Consider the following 15,839-nt stretch of genomic DNA (forward strand, 5'->3'; position numbering starts at 1 on the left):
CTGTGTTCACACCACCCACGCCGCGTCCCGTCGTTCGAGGAAGGCCGTCATCCCCTCGCGGGCCTGGTCGGAGGAGAACAGCCGGGCCGAGAGTGCGGTGAGGGGGGCCGCGTCCCGGTCGAATGTCTCCAGCACCCTAGCCGTGAGCAGCTGTTTCGTCTCGGCCAGGGCCTGAGGGGCGGAGCGGCGGAGGCCGTCGAGGATGGGTTCGAGGGCGGTGTCGACGTCGTCGGCGGTGGTGGTGAGGAGGCCCAGGCGGACGGCTTCGGCCGGGTCGAAGCGTTCGCCGGTGAGGTAGTAGCGGGCGAGGGCCCGGGGGTCGGTGCGCGGGAGGAGGGGCAGGGAGATCACCGCGGGGGCGACGCCGATCCGTACCTCCGTGAAGGCGAAGGTGGAGTCGGCGGACGCGGCGGCGATGTCGCAGGCGGCGAGGAGGCCGAGGCCGCCCGCGCGGACGTGGCCGGTGACGCGGGCGACGACGGGCCTGGGCAGTTCGACGAGCTGGCGCAGGAGGCCGACGAGCGCGTCGGGGTCGGGCGGGTCGCGCAGGTCGGCGCCGGCGCTGAACGTCGTACCGGTGTGCGTGAGGACGACGGCGCGGACGTCGGGGTCCTTGGCGCAGTCGGTGAGGGCCTCCGCGAGTTCGGCGACGAGGGCGGCGGACAGGGCGTTGCGGGTGGCGGTGGCGTCGAGGCTGAGGGTGGTGACGGCACGCGCGTGTGCCCGTCCGATCAACGTCATGGGCGCTCCTCGGGTTCCGCGGTCTTCGCGAGGGCACGCAGTTCGCGGCGGAGTATCTTCCCGGAGGCCGCGCGGGGCACTCCGGCGATGAAGGTGACCTTGCGGACGCGCTTGTAGGGCGCGACGCGTTCGGCGACGTAGAGCATGGTCTCGTTCTCGGTGAGGTCGCCCGCGGTGGGCTGGCGGACGACGAAGGCGTGCGGGATCTCGTTGCCGTCCTCGTTGTAGGCGCCGACGACGGCGGCGTCGGCGATGCCCGGGTGGGTGAGCAGGAGGGCCTCCAGTTCGGCGGGGGCCACCTGGAAGCCCTTGTACTTGATGAGTTCCTTGACCCGGTCGACGACGAACAGCCAGCCGTCGGCGTCGACGTGGCCGACGTCGCCGGTGTGCAGCCAGCCGTCGGTGTCGATCATGTCGGCGGTGGCGTCGGGGCGGCCGAGGTAGCCCTTCATGACCTGGGGGCCGCGGATGAGGATCTCGCCGGGTTCGCCGGTGATGACGTCCTTGTGCGGGTCGTCGAGGGAGACGATCCGCATCTCGGTGCCGGCGATGAGCTTGCCGACGGTGCCGGGCGGTGCCTGGTCCAGGGCGTCGAGCGGGGTGACGTGGGTGCCGGGCGAGAGTTCCGTCATGCCGTAGGCCTGGGCGACCGGCGGCAGGCCGAGGCGCTGTGAACAGGCGGCGGCGAGGCGGGCGTCCAGGGGCGCGGCGGCGCTCATGACGTACTTCAGGGAGGAGAGGTCGTAGTCGGCGACCTTGGGGTGCTTGGCGAGGGCGAGGACGATCGGCGGGGCGACGTACAGGCCGGTGATGCGGTGGTTCTGGATGGCGGCGAGGAAGGTGTCCAGGTCGAAGCGGGGCAGGACGACGACGGTGGCGCCCTTGCGGAGCGGGGCGTTCATGAGCGCGGTGAGGCCGTAGATGTGGAACAGCGGGAGGACCGCGAGGATGCGGTCGCCGGGGCCGGCCGGGACGGCGGGGTCGAGCTGGGCGAGGTTGGTGGCGATCTGCCGGTGGGTGAGCATCACGCCCTTGGGGACGCCGGTGGTGCCGGAGGAGTACGGCAGGGCGGCGACGTCCTCGACGGGGTCGATGTCGACCTGCGGCTCGGGGGCCTCGCCGGCGAGCATGTCCATCAGGGAGCGGTGTCCGGGTGCGCTGTCGCAGACGAATATCTCCGCTATGCCGCCGGCGAGTTCGGCGGCCCGGCGGGCTGCCTCCAGGAGCGGTGAGACGGTGACGATCCAGCGGGCCGCGGAGTCCGTGAGCTGTTTGGCGAACTCCTCGGGCGTGGCGAGCGGGTGCACGGTGGTGACGGAGGCACCCGCGCGCGTGGCCGCGTAGAACGCGGTCGGGAAGGCGACCGTGTTGGGGCTGTGCAGGGCGAGGACGTCGCCCTTGCGGACGCCGGCGTCGGCGAGCGCGGCGGCGATCCGCCGGTGGAACCGGTCCAGTTGTGCGTACGTCAGGGTGGTGCCGTCGGCGCCGTCGATCAGGGCGGGTGCGTCGCCGAACTCGGCGGCCCGGCCCAGCACGGCCTCGTGGATGGGGAGTTCTACGGGCTCAACGTCTGCGTACTCACTGCGGAACACGGTTCCTCCAAGGCGGCCTTGGGCCTCGGTACGGCCTCGGTGCGGGCTGAGTGCGACCTCAGTACGACTTGGGCAGGCCGAGGGTCTGGTGGGAGACGTAGTTGAGAATCATCTCCCTGCTCACCGGAGCAATACGAGCCACGCGCGCGGCCGTTATCAACGAGGCGAGCCCGAATTCCCGGGTGAGTCCGTTGCCGCCGAGGGTGTGCACGGCCTGGTCGACGGCCCTCACGCACGCCTCGCCCGCCGCGTATTTCGCCATGTTGGCGGCTTCACCTGCGCCGACGTCGTCGCCCGCGTCGTACAGGTGTGCTGCCTTCTGCATCATCAGGCGGGCGAGTTCGAGGTCGATGTGCGCCTGGGCGAGGGGGTGCGCGATGGCCTGGTGGGCGCCGATGGGGGCCTTCCAGACGGTGCGGTCGCGCGCGTACTCGATCGCCTTGGAGAGCGCGTAGCGGCCCATGCCGATCGCGAACGCGGCCGTCATGATCCGCTCGGGGTTGAGTCCGGCGAAGAGCTGGAGCAGGCCGGCGTCCTCGTCGCCGACGAGGGCGTCGGCGGGCAGCCGTACGTCGTCGAGGGTGAGCTCGAACTGCTTCTCGGCGGCGTTGAGTTCCATGTCGATGGGCTGCCTGTGGAAGCCTTCGGCGTCCGTCGGGACGATGAACAGGCAGGGCTTGAGGCGGCCGGTGCGGGCGTCCTCGGTGCGGCCGACGACGAGGACGGCGTCGGCCAGGTCGACGCCGGAGATGAAGACCTTGCGGCCGGTGAGCAGCCAGTCGCCGCCGGCCGGGTCGCGGCGGGCGGTGGTGGTGATGCGGTGGGAGTTGGAGCCGGCGTCGGGTTCGGTGATGCCGAACGCCATGAGACGGGAACCGTCGGAGAGGCCGGGGAGCCAGGTCCGCTTCTGTTCCTCGGTGCCGAAGCGGGCGATCACGGTGCCGCAGATGGCGGGGGAGACGACGAGCATCAGCAGCGGCGAGCCTGCCGCGCCCAGCTCTTCGAGGACGATGGAGAGTTCGGCGATGCCGCTGCCTCCGCCGCCGTACTCCTCCGGGAGGTTGACGCCGAGGTAGCCGAGTTTCCCGGCCTCTTGCCAGAGTTCGGTCGGGGGACGGCCCTCGGCGATCGTGCGGGTGATGTAGTCGCGGCCGTATTTGGCGCCGAGGGTGGCTACTGCTGCGCGGAGTGCCTTGTGTTCGTCGGATTCGATCTGGGTGGACACGGTGCTCCTTCGGGTGCGGGATCGTCGTGGTTTCTCGCGCTCACGCGGCGGCAGCCGCATATCGAATACAGTCCCGCGCCCCTAAAGGGGCGCTTGCACTACTGCCAGGAGAGAGCCGGGCTCCACCTGTTGGCCGACCACGACCCGCAGTTCGCTCAGCGTGCCCGTCACCGGCGCCTTGATCTGGTGCTGCATCTTCATCGCCTCCAGCCAGAGGAGGGGCTGGCCCGCCTCCACCGCCGACCCTGCCTCCAGCCCCTCGGCCAGCCGTACGACCGTTCCCGGCATCGGTGCCAGCAGGGATCCCGGTGCCAACTGAGCCTTGGCGTCGGGGAAGCGGGGCAGGGCGGTGAGGGTCGTGTTGTTGACGTGGACCTGGTCGCCGTACCGCGCGACCTGGAACCTGCGGTGCACGCCGTCGATGTCGAGTACGACGAGTCGCGCACCGGCGTGCACGACCCGTACGCCGTCTGCCGTGAGGCCCTCGCGGGTGTGCCGGTAGTGGGTCTCGTGCTCCTCGCCGGCCATCAGGTAGCGCTTGGTCTGGGGCTGGGAGGGCAGGTTGCGCCAGCCGCCGAAGCGGGAGCGGCCGTGGGCGTCGGCCAGGGCGGCGGCGAGGGGGGCGTGCGGGTCGGGGGCGGGTGCCGTGAGGTCGGTGAGGTGGCGGTCGTAGAAGCCGGTGTCCATGCGGGCCGTCGCGAACTCCTCGTGGCGCAGCGACCGGACGAGGAGGTCGCGGTTGGTGGCGGGGCCGTGCAGGGTGGCCCGTTCGAGGGCGTGGGCCAGTTTGCGGAGGGCTTCCGCGCGGGTGGGGGCGTGGGCGACGACTTTCGCGAGCATCGCGTCGTAGTGGACGCCGATCTCGTCGCCGTCGGTGTAGCCGGTGTCCAGACGGACGCTGTCCGGTACGGCGAGGCGGTGCAGGGTGCCGGTCTGCGGGGCCCAGTCGCGGGCGGGGTCCTCGGCGTAGAGGCGGGCCTCGATCGCGTGGCCACGCGCGCGTGGGGCGTCGAGGGGAAGGGGGTGGCCCTCGGCGACGCGGATCTGCTCGGCGACGAGGTCGAGGCCGAACACCGCCTCGGTGACGGGGTGTTCCACCTGGAGGCGGGTGTTCATCTCCAGGAAGTGCGCCGTGCCGTCGGCGACGAGGAACTCGACGGTGCCCGCGCCGACGTAGGCCACGGAGCGCGCGGCGCGCACGGCCAGCGCGTGCAGCTCCTTCACGAGCCCCTCGGGGAGGGCGGGCGCGGGTGCTTCCTCGACGACCTTCTGGTGCCTGCGCTGGAGCGAGCAGTCGCGGGTGCCGAGCGGCCATACCGTGCCGTGGGCGTCGGCGAGGATCTGCACCTCGACGTGGCGGCCACGCTCGATGTACGGCTCGACGAAGACCTCGCCGTCGCCGAAGGCGCTCGCGGCCTCGGCGCGCGCGCCCTCCAGCGCGGCGTCCAGTTCGTCGAGGCGGCGCACGATGCGCATGCCGCGCCCGCCGCCGCCGGCAGCCGCCTTGACCAGCACCGGCAGGTCGGACGCGCGCACCTCGCCGAGCGGGGCGATGCCCATCAGCTCCTTGGCGCGGGTCTTGGACGCCATCGCCTCGATCGCCTCGGGGGGCGGTCCGATCCAGACCAGGCCGGCGTCGATGACGGCCCGTGCGAAGTCGGCGTTCTCGGAGAGGAAGCCGTACCCGGGGTGCACGGCGTCCGCGCCGGCGCTCACGGCCGCCTTCACCACCAGGTCACCGCGCAGGTAGGTGTCGGCGGGGGTGGCGCCGGGCAGCCGTACGGCGGTGTCGGCCACGCGCGCGTGGAGCGCGTTCCCGTCGGCGTCGGAGTGCACGGCGACGGTGCTGATGCCGAGTTCGGCGCAGGTGCGGAAGATCCGGCAGGCGATCTCGCCGCGGTTGGCGACGAGCAGGGTCGAGATCATGTGATGCCTCACATCCGGAAGACGCCGAAGCCGCCCCGCGCGCCCTCGTAGGGGGCGGTGTGGATGGCGGACAGGCACAGGCCGAGGACGGTGCGGGTGTCGCGCGGGTCGATGACGCCGTCGTCGTACAGCCGCCCGGACAGGAACGTGGGCAACGACTCGGACTCGATCTGCTGCTCGACCATGGCGCGCAGGGCCGCGTCGCCGTCCTCGTCGTACGGCCGGCCCTTCGCGGCGGCCGACTGGCGGGCGACGATCGAGAGCACGCCGGCGAGCTGCTGCGGGCCCATGACGGCGGACTTGGCGCTGGGCCAGGCGAACAGGAAGCGCGGGTCGTAGGCGCGCCCGCACATGCCGTAGTGCCCGGCGCCGTAGGAGGCGCCCATGAGGACGGAGAGGTGCGGGACGCGGCTGTTGCTGACCGCGTTGATCATCATCGCGCCGTGCTTGATGATCCCGCCCTGCTCGTACTCCTTGCCGACCATGTAGCCGGTGGTGTTGTGGAGGAAGAGCAGCGGGATGTCGCGCTGGTTGGCCAGCTGGATGAACTGGGCGGCCTTCTGGGACTCCTGGCTGAACAGCACGCCCTGCGCGTTCGCCAGGATGCCGACCGGGTAGCCGTGCAGGCTCGCCCAGCCGGTCGCGAGACTCGTCCCGTACAGCGGCTTGAACTCGTCGAAGTCGGAGGCGTCGACCAGGCGGGCGATCACCTCGCGCGGGTCGAAGGGGATCTTCAGGTCGCCGGGGACGATGCCGAGGAGTTCGTCGGCCGCGTACTTGGGCGGTTCGGCGGGGCCGGGGTCGGGGTGCGCCTTGCGGTGGTTGAGGCGGGCGACCACGCGCCGGGCCTGCCGGAGCGCGTCCGGTTCGTCGACGGCGAAGTAGTCGGCGAGGCCCGACACGCGCGCGTGCATCTCCGCGCCGCCCAGCGACTCGTCGTCGCTCTCCTCGCCGGTGGCCATCTTCACCAGGGGCGGTCCGCCGAGGAAGACCTTGGCACGCTCCTTGACCATGATCACGTGGTCGGACATGCCGGGGATGTAGGCGCCGCCGGCGGTGGAGTTGCCGAAGACGACGGCGACCGTGGGGATCCCGGCGGCCGAGAGCCGGGTGAGGTCGCGGAAGATGGCGCCGCCCGGGATGAAGATCTCCTTCTGGGAGGGCAGGTCGGCGCCGCCGGACTCGACCAGGCTGATGCAGGGCAGCCGGTTGGCGAGGGCGATGTCGTTGGCGCGCAGCGCCTTCTTCAGCGACCAGGGGTTGCTGGCACCGCCGCGCACGGTCGGGTCGTTCGCGGTGATCAGGCACTCCACGCCCTCGACCACCCCGATCCCGGTGACCAGCGAGGCGCCGACCGCGTAGTCGCTGCCCCAGGCGGCCAGCGGGGACAGCTCCAGGAAGGGGGTGTCGGGGTCGAGGAGGAGTTCGATGCGCTCGCGGGCGAGGAGCTTGCCGCGCTTGCGGTGCCGTTCGACGTACTTGTCGCCGCCGCCCGCGAGGGCCTTGGCGTGTTCGGCCTCCAGGTCGGTGAGCTTGGCGAGCATGGCGTCGCGGTTCGCCCGGTAGTCGGGGGTGTGGGTGTCGAGGGTGGTCTCGATGACCGTCACAGCAGGGCCTCCGGGATGTCCAGGTGGCGGGAGCGGAGCCATTCGCCGAGGGCCTTGGCCTGGGGGTCGAAACGGTGTTGCGCGGCCACACCCTCGCCCAGCAGGCCCTCGACGGTGAAGTTGAGGGCACGCAGGTTCGGGAGCGGGTGCCGGGTGACCGCCAGCTCGGCGGTCTCGGGCAGGAGCCGGCGGAAGGTGTCCACGGTCAGGGCGTGCGCGAGCCAGCGCCACGCCTCCTCCGAGCGCACCCAGACGCCGACGTTGGCGTTCCCGCCCTTGTCCCCGCTGCGGGCCCCGGCGACGAGCCCGAGCGGCGCCCGCCGGGTGGGACCACCGGCCGGGTACGGCCCCGCCGGCGGCTCGGTCAGCGCCCCGGCCGGCGGCTCGGGCAGCGGGGGTTCGGGCAGGTCCTGGAGTACGAGGGTGTCCTGGGCCGGCGGCACGGGGATCCGTCGTCCGTCATGGAGGACGGCCACATGGGGCACCTCACCATGGGGGACGTACACATCCTCGAAGACCCCATAGGGCGCGCCCTTTCCCGGTGGGGCGAGCACATGGAAACCGGGGTAGCTGGCGAGCGCGAGTTCCACGGCGGCGCCGGTCAGCGCCCGGCCGACCTTCTCCTCGTCGCGGTCCCGCACGACGAGCCGGAGCAGCGCGCTGGCCGTCTCCTCGGTGTCCGCGTCGGGCCGGTCGGTGCGGGCCAGCTCCCAGCTGACGCCGGACGGCGGGGACTTGGCGAGCGCGTCGGCCATCTGCTCGCGCACCAGCGCGGCCTTCGCCTCGATGTCGAGCCCGGTGAGCACGAAGACGACCTCGTTGCGGAAACCGCCCAGCCGGTTGCGGCCGACCTTGAGGGTCGGGGGCGGGGCCTCGCCCCTGACGCCCTCGATCCGCACCCGGTCGGGGCCGTCCTGGCTCAGCCGGACGCTGTCCAGGCGGGCGGTGACGTCGGGTCCGGCGTAGCGGGCGCCGCCGGTCTCGTAGAGGAGCTGGGCGGTCACCGTGCCGACGTCGACGAAGCCGCCGGTGCCGGGGTGCTTGGTGATGACGCAGCTGCCGTCCTCGTGGATCTCGGCGAGCGGGAAGCCGGGGCGGCGGAGGTCCCGGCCCGCCCCCGCTCCGGCTCCGGCTCCCGCCTGGGCTCCAGCTCCCGCCGCGGCTCCGGCTCCGGCCTCGGCGAAGAAGGCGTAGTTGCCGCCGGTGGCCTGGGTGCCGCACTCCAGGACGTGCCCGGCGACGACGGCGCCGGCGAGCCGGTCGTACTCCCCCGGCTGCCAGCCGAAGTGGGCGGCGGCGGGCCCGGTGACCAGGGCCGCGTCGGTGACCCGGCCGGTGACCACGACGTCGGCACCGGCCCGCAGGCACTCGGCGATCCCGAAACCGCCGAGGTAGGCGTGGGCGGCGAGGCTGCCGGGGTGGGCGGCGGTGAGGTCGTCGCCCTCCACATGTGCGACGCGCACAGGTATGCCGAGCCGGTCGGCCAGCCGCCGTACGGCGTCGGCGAGCCCCGCCGGGTTGAGGCCGCCGGCGTTGGTGACGATCCGCACGCCCCGCTCGTGGGCCAGGCCCAGGCAGTCCTCCAGCTGGCGCAGGAAGGTGCGGGCGTATCCGGCGCCGGGGTCCTTGAGCCGGTCGCGGCCCAGGATGAGCATGGTCAGCTCGGCGAGGTAGTCGCCGGTGAGGACGTCGAGTTCGCCACCGGTGAGCATCTCCCGCAGCGCGTCGAAACGGTCGCCGTAGAAGCCGGAGGCGTTGCCTATGCGCAGGGTCACGAGGTGCCGCCCTTGGGAGTGCGGCCGGGTCCTGGCGGGCCCGCGAAGGCCTGGGCGATGTCCAGCCAGCGGTCGGCGTCGGGACCGGTGGCTTCGAGGGCGAGGTCGGCGCGGTGGGCGCGCTGGGTGACCAGGAGGCAGAAGTCGAGGGCGGGGCCGGTGACCCGGTCGTCGGCGTCCTCGGGTCCGTATGTCCACAGCTCGCCGGACGGGGCGGTCAGTTCGACGCGGAACTCCTCGAACGGCACGGGCTGTCCGTGCACGCCGAAGGCGAAGTCGCGGGTGCGGACGCCGAGCCGGACGATGTGCCGGAGCCGGTCGGTGGGGGTACGGGACACACCCAGCGCGTCGGCGATGTCGAGGCCGTGCGCCCAGGTCTCCATCAGCCGGGCGGTGGCCATGGAGGCGACCGACATAGGGGGCCCGTACCAGGGGAAACGTGCCCGTACGGGCGCCGCGCGCAGTGCCTGGTCCAGGGCCTCGCGCCCGGCCCGCCAGTCCGCCAGCAACTCGGCGGGGGGCTTGGCGGCGCCTTCCTCGGCCCCGTTGTCCACGAAGTCCCCGGGCTGGGTCAGCGCCTTCTCGACCTCGCGGGAGAAGGCGTCCTGGTCGGTCACGGCCAGCAGCGAGGAGTGGTCGGTCCAGGCGAGGTGGGCGATCTGGTGGGCGACGGTCCAGCGGGGTGCGGGGGTGGCGAGAGCCCACTGCTCGGTACCCGACCCGGCTACCAGCCGGTCGAGTTCCGCACTCTCCTCACGCAGGTCGTCGATGACGGGCGTCGGATCGGACATGGGGGGAGCATGGCAGCGGGCCCGGAAACAATCAAGCACGCTTGCATGAATTCGGGAGAGCCATGGCCGGCCGCACAGGGCGGCCGACCCGGTGCGGCGGTGTGGCGGTGGTCCTTGGCGACATCCGGAGTCAGCCCGGGGCAAACCTTGGCACAACCCGTCACGGCAAGGGGACCGTCATGCCCTATGTTCGATGCGAACATCCGGCGATGGAGTGATGTGTGAGGCGTGCGGGGCGTGCGGAGGACAGATGAACCCGCCGTGGGGGCCGAGACGACTGCCGTCTTGACACCCCCGGCAGGCACGGTAGGCGGCTACCCGGTGGACGCGGGCGTCGAGGATCAGCCCCCGCGCGAACCGCCCCGCTTCTGGCCCCTCCTCCTCGTGGCCGCCGCCGTCCTGCCCGGTACCGCCCTCTTCCTCGTGGGCCAGGGCGTCAGCAAGGCCGCGCTACAGGCCTGGCAGACGGTGTGCCTCGCCGTGATCGTGCAGGCGACACCGTTTCTGCTGCTCGGTACGGCACTGTCGGGGGCGATCAACGCGTTCGTGCCGGAGCGGGTGTTCACCCGGCTGCTGCCCAAGCGGCCCGCGCTCGCGGTGCCGGTCGCCGGGGTCGCCGGGGTCGTGCTGCCGGGCTGCGAGTGCGCGTCGGTGCCGGTGGCCAGCAGCCTGATCGGGCGCGGGGTCACCCCGGCCGCCGCCTTCGCGTTCCTGCTCTCCGCGCCGGCCATCAACCCGGTCGTGCTGACCGCCACCGCCATCGCCTTCCCCGGCACTCCCCTCATGGTGCTGGCCCGGCTGGTCGCCTCGCTGGTCACCGCGGCCGTGATGGGCTGGCTGTGGCTCTGGCTGGGCCGGGAGGAGTGGCTACGGCCCGCCGTACGGCACACCGGGCACCAGCCGGGGCACAACCGCTGGACGGAGTTCCGGCGCGGTTTCCAGCACGACTTCCTCCAGGCCGGCGGTTTCCTGGTGGTCGGCGCCATGGCCGCGGCCACCTTCAACGTGGCCGTACCGCGGTCGGTCCTCGACACCTTCTCCGGTTCACCCTGGCTGTCGGTGCTGTTCCTGGCGGCGCTGGCGATCATCCTCGCGGTGTGCTCGGAGGCGGACGCGTTCGTGGCGTCGTCGCTCACGGGTTTCTCGCCCACTGCCAGGCTGGCGTTCATGGTGGTCGGGCCCATGGTGGACCTCAAGCTGATCGCGTTGCAGGCGGGCACGTTCGGCCGGGCCTTCGCGGCCCGCTTCTCAGCCGCCACGACGGTCGTCGCGGTCCTGTGCAGTGTGCTGGTCGGAGGAGTGCTGCTGTGAGACGTCCGCTCCAGGTGACCCTGCTGGTCCTCAGCGGCCTCGGCCTGCTGCACGCCTCCCTCTTCACCGACCTGTGCCTGCGCTACGTCAAGCCCGGGATGCGGCCCCTGCTGATCGCGTCCGGGTTCGTGCTGCTGGTGCTGGGCATCGTGGAGGCGGCGATGCGCGACGGCCAGGAGCGACGGGATGGCCAGCCGGGACGGAAGGGACACGGCAGGCATGGGAGTCACGCACATGGTGCGCCCGCACATGGCGTGCCCGCACACGGCCCCCACGCACATGTCGCCGACCCCCAAGACGAGCCGGAACAGCACCACGGTCACGACCACTCGACGGTCCCCCGGGTCGCCTGGCTGCTCCTGCTCCCCGCGCTGAGTCTGCTCTTCTACGCCCCGCCGGCCCTCGGTGCGTACACCGCCTCCCGGCAGCCGGCCAAGGTCATCGCGGAGCAGGACGAGTTCGATCCGCTGCCGAAGACGTCGCCGTTGCCCATCACGCTCACGGACTTCACCACGCGGGTGCAGCAGGACCGCTCGCTGGCCATCAAGGCGCGGACCGTGGAGATGAGCGGGCTGGTCACGCCCGTCCCCGGGGGCGGGAGCTGGGACCTGACCCGGATCATCATCTCCTGCTGCGCGGCCGACGCGCAGTCCGTGAAGGTGCGGATCTACAGCACCAGCATCCCGACCGCCAACACGTGGGTGTCCGTCACCGGGAACTGGCACCCCGGCGGGAAGCTGGGCACGAAGTCGGCGCCGGTCGCGCTGGACGCCCAGACCGTGAAGAAGATCCAGCGTCCGTCGAACGGCTATCAGGACGCGCTGCCGTTCCCTTCCGGCTGAACGACGACGACCGGCTGCGGCTCCGGCCGTAGGGCGACCACCGGCTCCGGCTGGACAGCGATCACCGGCTCCGGCTGGGCGCCGCCCGCCGGTTTCCGGCCGCGTCCCACCTGGGAGCGGACCGCGCCGACGCTCGCCGCGATGACGAGGGCGACGGCAGCCGCCTGGGGCGCCGACAGGGCCTGGCCGAGGACGAGGAAGCCGGCGGTGGCGGCGATGGCCGGTTCCAGGCTCATGAGGACGGCGAAGGTGTGGGCCGGGAGGCGGCGCAGGGCGAGGAGTTCGAGGGTGTAGGGCAGGACGGAGGAGAGGACCGCGACCGACGAGCCCAGGGCGACGGTGGTCGGGTCCAGGAGCCTGCTGCCGGCTCCGGCGATGCCCAGCGGGAGGAACAGCAGGGCCGCGACCGCCATGGCCAGGGCCAGACCGTCGGCCTGCGGGAAACGGCGGCCGGTGCGGGCGCTGAAGATGATGTAGGTGGCCCACATGGCGCCGGCGCCCAGGGCCAGGCCGACACCCACGGGGTCGAGACCGCTGAAGTCCCCGCCGCCGAGCAGGAAGACACCGCCCAGCGCGAGCCCCGCCCAGAGGGCGTTGATCAGGCGCCGGGAGGCCAGCACGGACAGGGCGAGCGGCCCGAGCACTTCGAGGGTGACGGCGAGGCCCAGCGGGATGCGGTCGACGGCCTCGTAGAAGAGACCGTTCATCGCACCCATGGTGATGCCGAAGACGATCACCGTGCCCCAGTCGGTGCGGGAGTGGCCGCGCAGCCGTGGCCGGCACACCACGAGCAGGATCACCGCGGCGGCGAGCAGCCGCAGCGTCACCACGCCGAGCGCACCCGCCCGCGGCATCAGGGTGACCGCGAGGGCCCCGCCGAACTGCACGGAGATCCCACCGGCCAGAACCAGCCCGACGGGCCCGAGCGAGCCGAGTCGCCCCGGGACACCGGTGGCGGCGGGCGTGGACGTCGACGTCGGCTGCGAGGAGCTGGAGCTGGTCACGGGCGGTCCAGGAGAGTCGCTGTTCATTACGATGCACTTCTCAGTCCAGGGTAATGGACTTCGACAGGCGCGTGAACCCCTTATGGAACTGTCCTGGATGCTGAGATGCGTGGCCTGCCGACCACCTGCCGTGCCGCGAGCCGCGCCTAGGGCACGGCCGGGACGACGTGGAGGTAGCCTTCGTCGACCAGATCCGGATAGCCGAACCGCTCGCCGACCGCGAGGAACGCCTGGTGGTCATGCGGGTCGATGGGCAAGGCGGAGGCCTTCAACGCCCGTAGGAACAGCCGGAACCCCAAGTCCGCGTCGACCTTCTCGACCACCTCGGTCAGAGCGGGTACCAAGCCGGTGAGCTTGGGGGGCCAGACGCGGTCCTCCGTCGCGGCCGTCAGCCGGGGCGCCACGCGGCCGATGGCTTCCAGCACTGCCGCGCGCAGCCCCGGATCGGGCGCCTGCGCCGGCAGAGGCGGGACGAAGTGCGGGTCCGCCAGCCGTTCGGCCTCCAGCCACGCCGCCTCGATCCCGGCCAGCCAGTCCCGCATGCACTCCTTGTCCCAGTCGGGATCGAAGGCTGTTTCAGCGCCGCCGACCCACACCGTGCGCAGCACGGGGTCGTCGAGAGGCGACTCCAGCAGCCCTCGTACGTCCGGACCGAGCAGGGTGTGGCCCGGCGCGGGAACGTCGGTCACCGAACGGGCGGCGATCATCAGCAGAGCGCCCTTGGTACTGCTTTCCACGAGGCAGTCAAGTTCCGCCACTGTCAGAGTCTGCTCCATGCCGTCGCATTGCATGGACAGCCAGGAAAGTCCGAATTCCGCCGTCATGATCATCCCTCCGGACACACCGTGCAGGCGACCCGCTTCTCCTTGTGGACCTGGGTTTGGTTTTGCGCTGCGATCACTAGGTGGTGATTTCCTCACCGGCCGCGTTCCAGGCCCGGGTGAACCCCGGCACGTCCGAGGAGGCGAACACGGTCACCATGCCCGGAACGTACTCGACATGACCACCGACCTGGTCATCGGGCGCGGGCGGGAACAGGACGTCGAGGTGATCCCCCGAGGACAGTTCGTACTCCATGCCCGAAGGCTCGAACTGAACGGTGAGCGGCCCCTCGTGGGCACTGATTCGGATACGCATCGGCTACCGGTTCTCCAGGTCGGCACGCGGCTCTTGGACGACGCGTTCGGCCTCGCCCCGTGCTCGGGGCGAGGCCGAACGGCAGTGAAACGAATCTTCAGGTGACGGCCGGAAGCTACTTCACGTCGACGTAGTCGCCGGTCGCCGTCGAGGCGCCGGTGGTGGCGTTGGTCGCGAACGAGTAGCGGTAGTAACCGTCGGCCGTGGCCTTGACCGTGGTCTTGAGGGCGCCGCCGGTCCCGGCGGTGATGGTCTTGAGGGTGGTGTAGGTGGTGCTGCTCTTCTTGCGGTACTGCAACTGCACCTTCTGCGACGCGTAGCCGGAGTACTTGCCGGTGTTCCAGTCGGCGCGCGTCAGCTTGCCGGTGACGGTGATGGTCTTGCCCTTCTTCACCGGCTCCGGGGCGGCGTCGACGGTCAGCTTGGAAGCCTTCTTGATCTTGCCGGTGCCGATGTTGTCGTCGAAGCTGGCGCTCGCGGAGAGGTCGTCGCCGCCGATGGCGAGCTTCCAGGTGCCGGCGACACCGTTGTTCTTCATGTCGGTGGCCGCGTGGATGTTGAAGACCGCCTTGCAGCTGTAGACGCCGGTCTGGGTGGTCGACTCGGTGCAGACCGGGTCGTCGTCGGTGCCCAGGGCGCCCGTGATGGTGTCCACGCTGGAGGGGTCGGTGCCCTGCCAGAGGAACGCCTCCGTGACCGCGACGCCGCTGGAGCTGGTGGCGGTGTAGGTCGCGGTGACGGACTTGTTCGTGGTGGTGCCGAGGACGATGTCCTTGCCGCCGTTGACGACGCCCTTGGAGAAGGAGATGCTCCCGATTCCGGTCTTCGGCCGGACGGTCTGCGCGGAGTTCGAGGCGTGCGCGGCGGGCGCGGAGTTCGCGAAGAAGGAGCTGAGCTGCGCCTTCGCGCTCGGGCCCGACGCCGCCTGGGCGGCCACCGGGACAGCGAGCGCGGACAGAGCGACCGCACCGGACAGAACAGTGGCCGCGACGCGTATACGCATGTGAATCCCCCTGGGATCGCGAGGGGCCCGGCGAGTCGCCCCCGGCCGGGCCCATTGGCGTACGCAGCCTACGAACGACATGGAGAATTCTTGAAGATCCCCTGTGCAATAAGTGTGTAACAAGGGTGATGTGACGGGCACTCACACCGCGACGCACACGTCAGAAGGTGACCGCTGGACGTACCGCCCGCACCAGGGTGCGGTCCGGAAAACCGTTCGCGCCCCAGGAGTCCTCGAGCGGAGACTGGTGGGGCGATCACCTCGGACAGGCTCGGACAGGAAGAGTGGCCGACGCTGACGTACAACCATGACACCTTGCCCTTCCCCGAGAACCGCGTGCCCCCCGTCACCTCCCGGGCCACGCAGGACTGGGACGAACTCGACCCGGGCCGCAACCCGTTCCGCTGGGACGCAGACGAGGAGGCCCACCTCCGCTCGCTGGTCCGCGAGTGGGTGCCGCCCGTGCTCTCCGGCATGGCCGGCCGGTGGCAGGGCGAGGTCCTCGGCGAGCCGGAGGCGCCGTTCCGCGCGGACGACGCCTTTGCGAAGGCCGGCCGCGAGCGCTACGGCCTGGCTCCGCGCACCCAGGCCGACTTCGCTTCCTGCCTGGGCGAGACGACCGACCCGGACATCCCGCTGGCGGCCCGCGCGGCCCGCGTGTACCTCGACGTGGCGTTCTTCCACCCCTTCGCCGACGGCAACGCCCGCGCCGCCCTGCTGACCCTGGTGCACGTCCTGGCCCGGGAGGACGTCGTCCTTCCCGAGGTCGGCCCTCTCCAGACCACCCGCTACGCGGACGACCCGGCGGGCGCCGCCGACCTTGCCGCTCTCATCGGGGTGCTCAACCGCCGCCGGTCCTGAAGCCCTCACCCTCTTGGGCCGTCC

General features: G+C 71.7%; 14 protein-coding genes. 3 read left to right on the top strand and 11 right to left on the bottom strand.

All coding sequences use genetic code 11. The features are described 5' to 3' along the window. Window positions 1–6: 6 nt before the first annotated feature. The 7 genes from AB0D74_RS25605 to AB0D74_RS25635 form a co-directional block, all read right to left on the bottom strand. On the bottom strand, window positions 7–741 hold the full coding sequence (locus AB0D74_RS25605) for an enoyl-CoA hydratase family protein (protein ID WP_362591354.1): 735 nt from the start codon (window positions 739–741) through the stop codon (window positions 7–9). Beyond that, window positions 738–2,333 (bottom strand): 4-coumarate--CoA ligase family protein, encoded by a 1,596-nt coding sequence (locus tag AB0D74_RS25610; protein ID WP_362591357.1) that lies wholly within the window; start codon window positions 2,331–2,333, stop codon window positions 738–740. Before AB0D74_RS25610 ends, AB0D74_RS25605 begins: the two co-directional genes overlap by 4 nt. Before the next feature lie 58 nt (window positions 2,334–2,391). Then, window positions 2,392–3,558: an acyl-CoA dehydrogenase family protein gene (locus AB0D74_RS25615; protein ID WP_362591360.1), complete on the bottom strand. Its 1,167-nt coding sequence runs from the start codon at window positions 3,556–3,558 to the stop codon at window positions 2,392–2,394. Between the two features lie 81 nt (window positions 3,559–3,639). Beyond that, on the bottom strand, window positions 3,640–5,484 hold the full coding sequence (locus AB0D74_RS25620) for a biotin carboxylase N-terminal domain-containing protein (protein ID WP_362591363.1): 1,845 nt from the start codon (window positions 5,482–5,484) through the stop codon (window positions 3,640–3,642). An 8-nt stretch (window positions 5,485–5,492) separates the two neighbouring features. Beyond that, complete coding sequence (locus tag AB0D74_RS25625) at window positions 5,493–7,091, bottom strand: carboxyl transferase domain-containing protein (RefSeq protein ID WP_362591366.1); 1,599 nt, start codon at window positions 7,089–7,091, stop codon at window positions 5,493–5,495. Next, window positions 7,088–8,866: an acyclic terpene utilization AtuA family protein gene (locus AB0D74_RS25630; RefSeq protein ID WP_362591369.1), complete on the bottom strand. Its 1,779-nt coding sequence runs from the start codon at window positions 8,864–8,866 to the stop codon at window positions 7,088–7,090. Before AB0D74_RS25630 ends, AB0D74_RS25625 begins: the two co-directional genes overlap by 4 nt. Continuing rightward, window positions 8,863–9,657, bottom strand: a complete 795-nt coding sequence (locus AB0D74_RS25635) for a TIGR03084 family metal-binding protein (protein WP_362591372.1) — start codon at window positions 9,655–9,657, stop codon at window positions 8,863–8,865. Before AB0D74_RS25635 ends, AB0D74_RS25630 begins: the two co-directional genes overlap by 4 nt. 321 nt (window positions 9,658–9,978) lie before the next feature. Between AB0D74_RS25635 and AB0D74_RS25640 the strand changes: the two genes are divergently transcribed. Together AB0D74_RS25640 and AB0D74_RS25645 are read left to right on the top strand one after the other, a co-directional pair. Beyond that, the gene (locus AB0D74_RS25640; RefSeq protein WP_362591769.1) at window positions 9,979–10,968 is read left to right on the top strand and encodes a permease; all 990 of its coding nucleotides are present in this window, start codon (window positions 9,979–9,981) and stop codon (window positions 10,966–10,968) included. Continuing rightward, the gene (locus AB0D74_RS25645) at window positions 10,965–11,810 is read left to right on the top strand and encodes a TIGR03943 family protein (RefSeq protein ID WP_362591374.1); all 846 of its coding nucleotides are present in this window, start codon (window positions 10,965–10,967) and stop codon (window positions 11,808–11,810) included. Before AB0D74_RS25640 ends, AB0D74_RS25645 begins: the two co-directional genes overlap by 4 nt. Here AB0D74_RS25645 and AB0D74_RS25650 read toward each other — a convergent pair. The 4 genes from AB0D74_RS25650 to AB0D74_RS25665 all read right to left on the bottom strand — a co-directional run bounded on the left by AB0D74_RS25650 (window position 11,780) and on the right by AB0D74_RS25665 (window position 14,954). Then, a complete protein-coding gene (locus tag AB0D74_RS25650) occupies window positions 11,780–12,814 on the bottom strand; it encodes an EamA family transporter (RefSeq protein ID WP_362591377.1) in 1,035 nt (344 codons plus the stop codon). The genes AB0D74_RS25645 and AB0D74_RS25650 overlap by 31 nt on opposite strands. A 146-nt stretch (window positions 12,815–12,960) precedes the next feature. Then, window positions 12,961–13,638 (bottom strand): hypothetical protein, encoded by a 678-nt coding sequence (locus tag AB0D74_RS25655; protein WP_362591380.1) that lies wholly within the window; start codon window positions 13,636–13,638, stop codon window positions 12,961–12,963. A 76-nt stretch (window positions 13,639–13,714) separates the two neighbouring features. Beyond that, window positions 13,715–13,891 (bottom strand): hypothetical protein, encoded by a 177-nt coding sequence (locus AB0D74_RS25660; RefSeq protein WP_362591383.1) that lies wholly within the window; start codon window positions 13,889–13,891, stop codon window positions 13,715–13,717. Window positions 13,892–14,066: 175 nt separating this feature from the next. Beyond that, window positions 14,067–14,954 (bottom strand): hypothetical protein, encoded by an 888-nt coding sequence (locus tag AB0D74_RS25665; protein ID WP_362591386.1) that lies wholly within the window; start codon window positions 14,952–14,954, stop codon window positions 14,067–14,069. Between the two features lie 315 nt (window positions 14,955–15,269). Here AB0D74_RS25665 and AB0D74_RS25670 point away from each other — a divergent pair, with 315 nt between their 5' ends. Then, entirely contained in the window at window positions 15,270–15,815 is a 546-nt protein-coding gene (locus AB0D74_RS25670) for a Fic family protein (RefSeq protein WP_362591389.1), read from the top strand. The last annotated feature ends 24 nt before the right edge of the window (window positions 15,816–15,839 follow it).

The sequence above is a fragment of the Streptomyces sp. NPDC048278 genome (genome assembly GCF_040652195.1).
Classification (GTDB): Bacteria; Actinomycetota; Actinomycetes; order Streptomycetales; family Streptomycetaceae; genus Streptomyces.

Coding starts and splice junctions, on each gene's coding strand:
- AB0D74_RS25605 (WP_362591354.1), bottom strand. CDS start 741: ATGACGTTGATCGGACGGGCACACGCGCGTGCCGTCACCACCCTCAGC.
- AB0D74_RS25620 (WP_362591363.1), bottom strand. CDS start 5,484: ATGATCTCGACCCTGCTCGTCGCCAACCGCGGCGAGATCGCCTGCCGG.
- AB0D74_RS25635 (WP_362591372.1), bottom strand. CDS start 9,657: ATGTCCGATCCGACGCCCGTCATCGACGACCTGCGTGAGGAGAGTGCG.
- AB0D74_RS25655 (WP_362591380.1), bottom strand. CDS start 13,638: ATGACGGCGGAATTCGGACTTTCCTGGCTGTCCATGCAATGCGACGGC.
- AB0D74_RS25660 (WP_362591383.1), bottom strand. CDS start 13,891: ATGGAGTACGAACTGTCCTCGGGGGATCACCTCGACGTCCTGTTCCCG.
- AB0D74_RS25665 (WP_362591386.1), bottom strand. CDS start 14,954: ATGCGTATACGCGTCGCGGCCACTGTTCTGTCCGGTGCGGTCGCTCTG.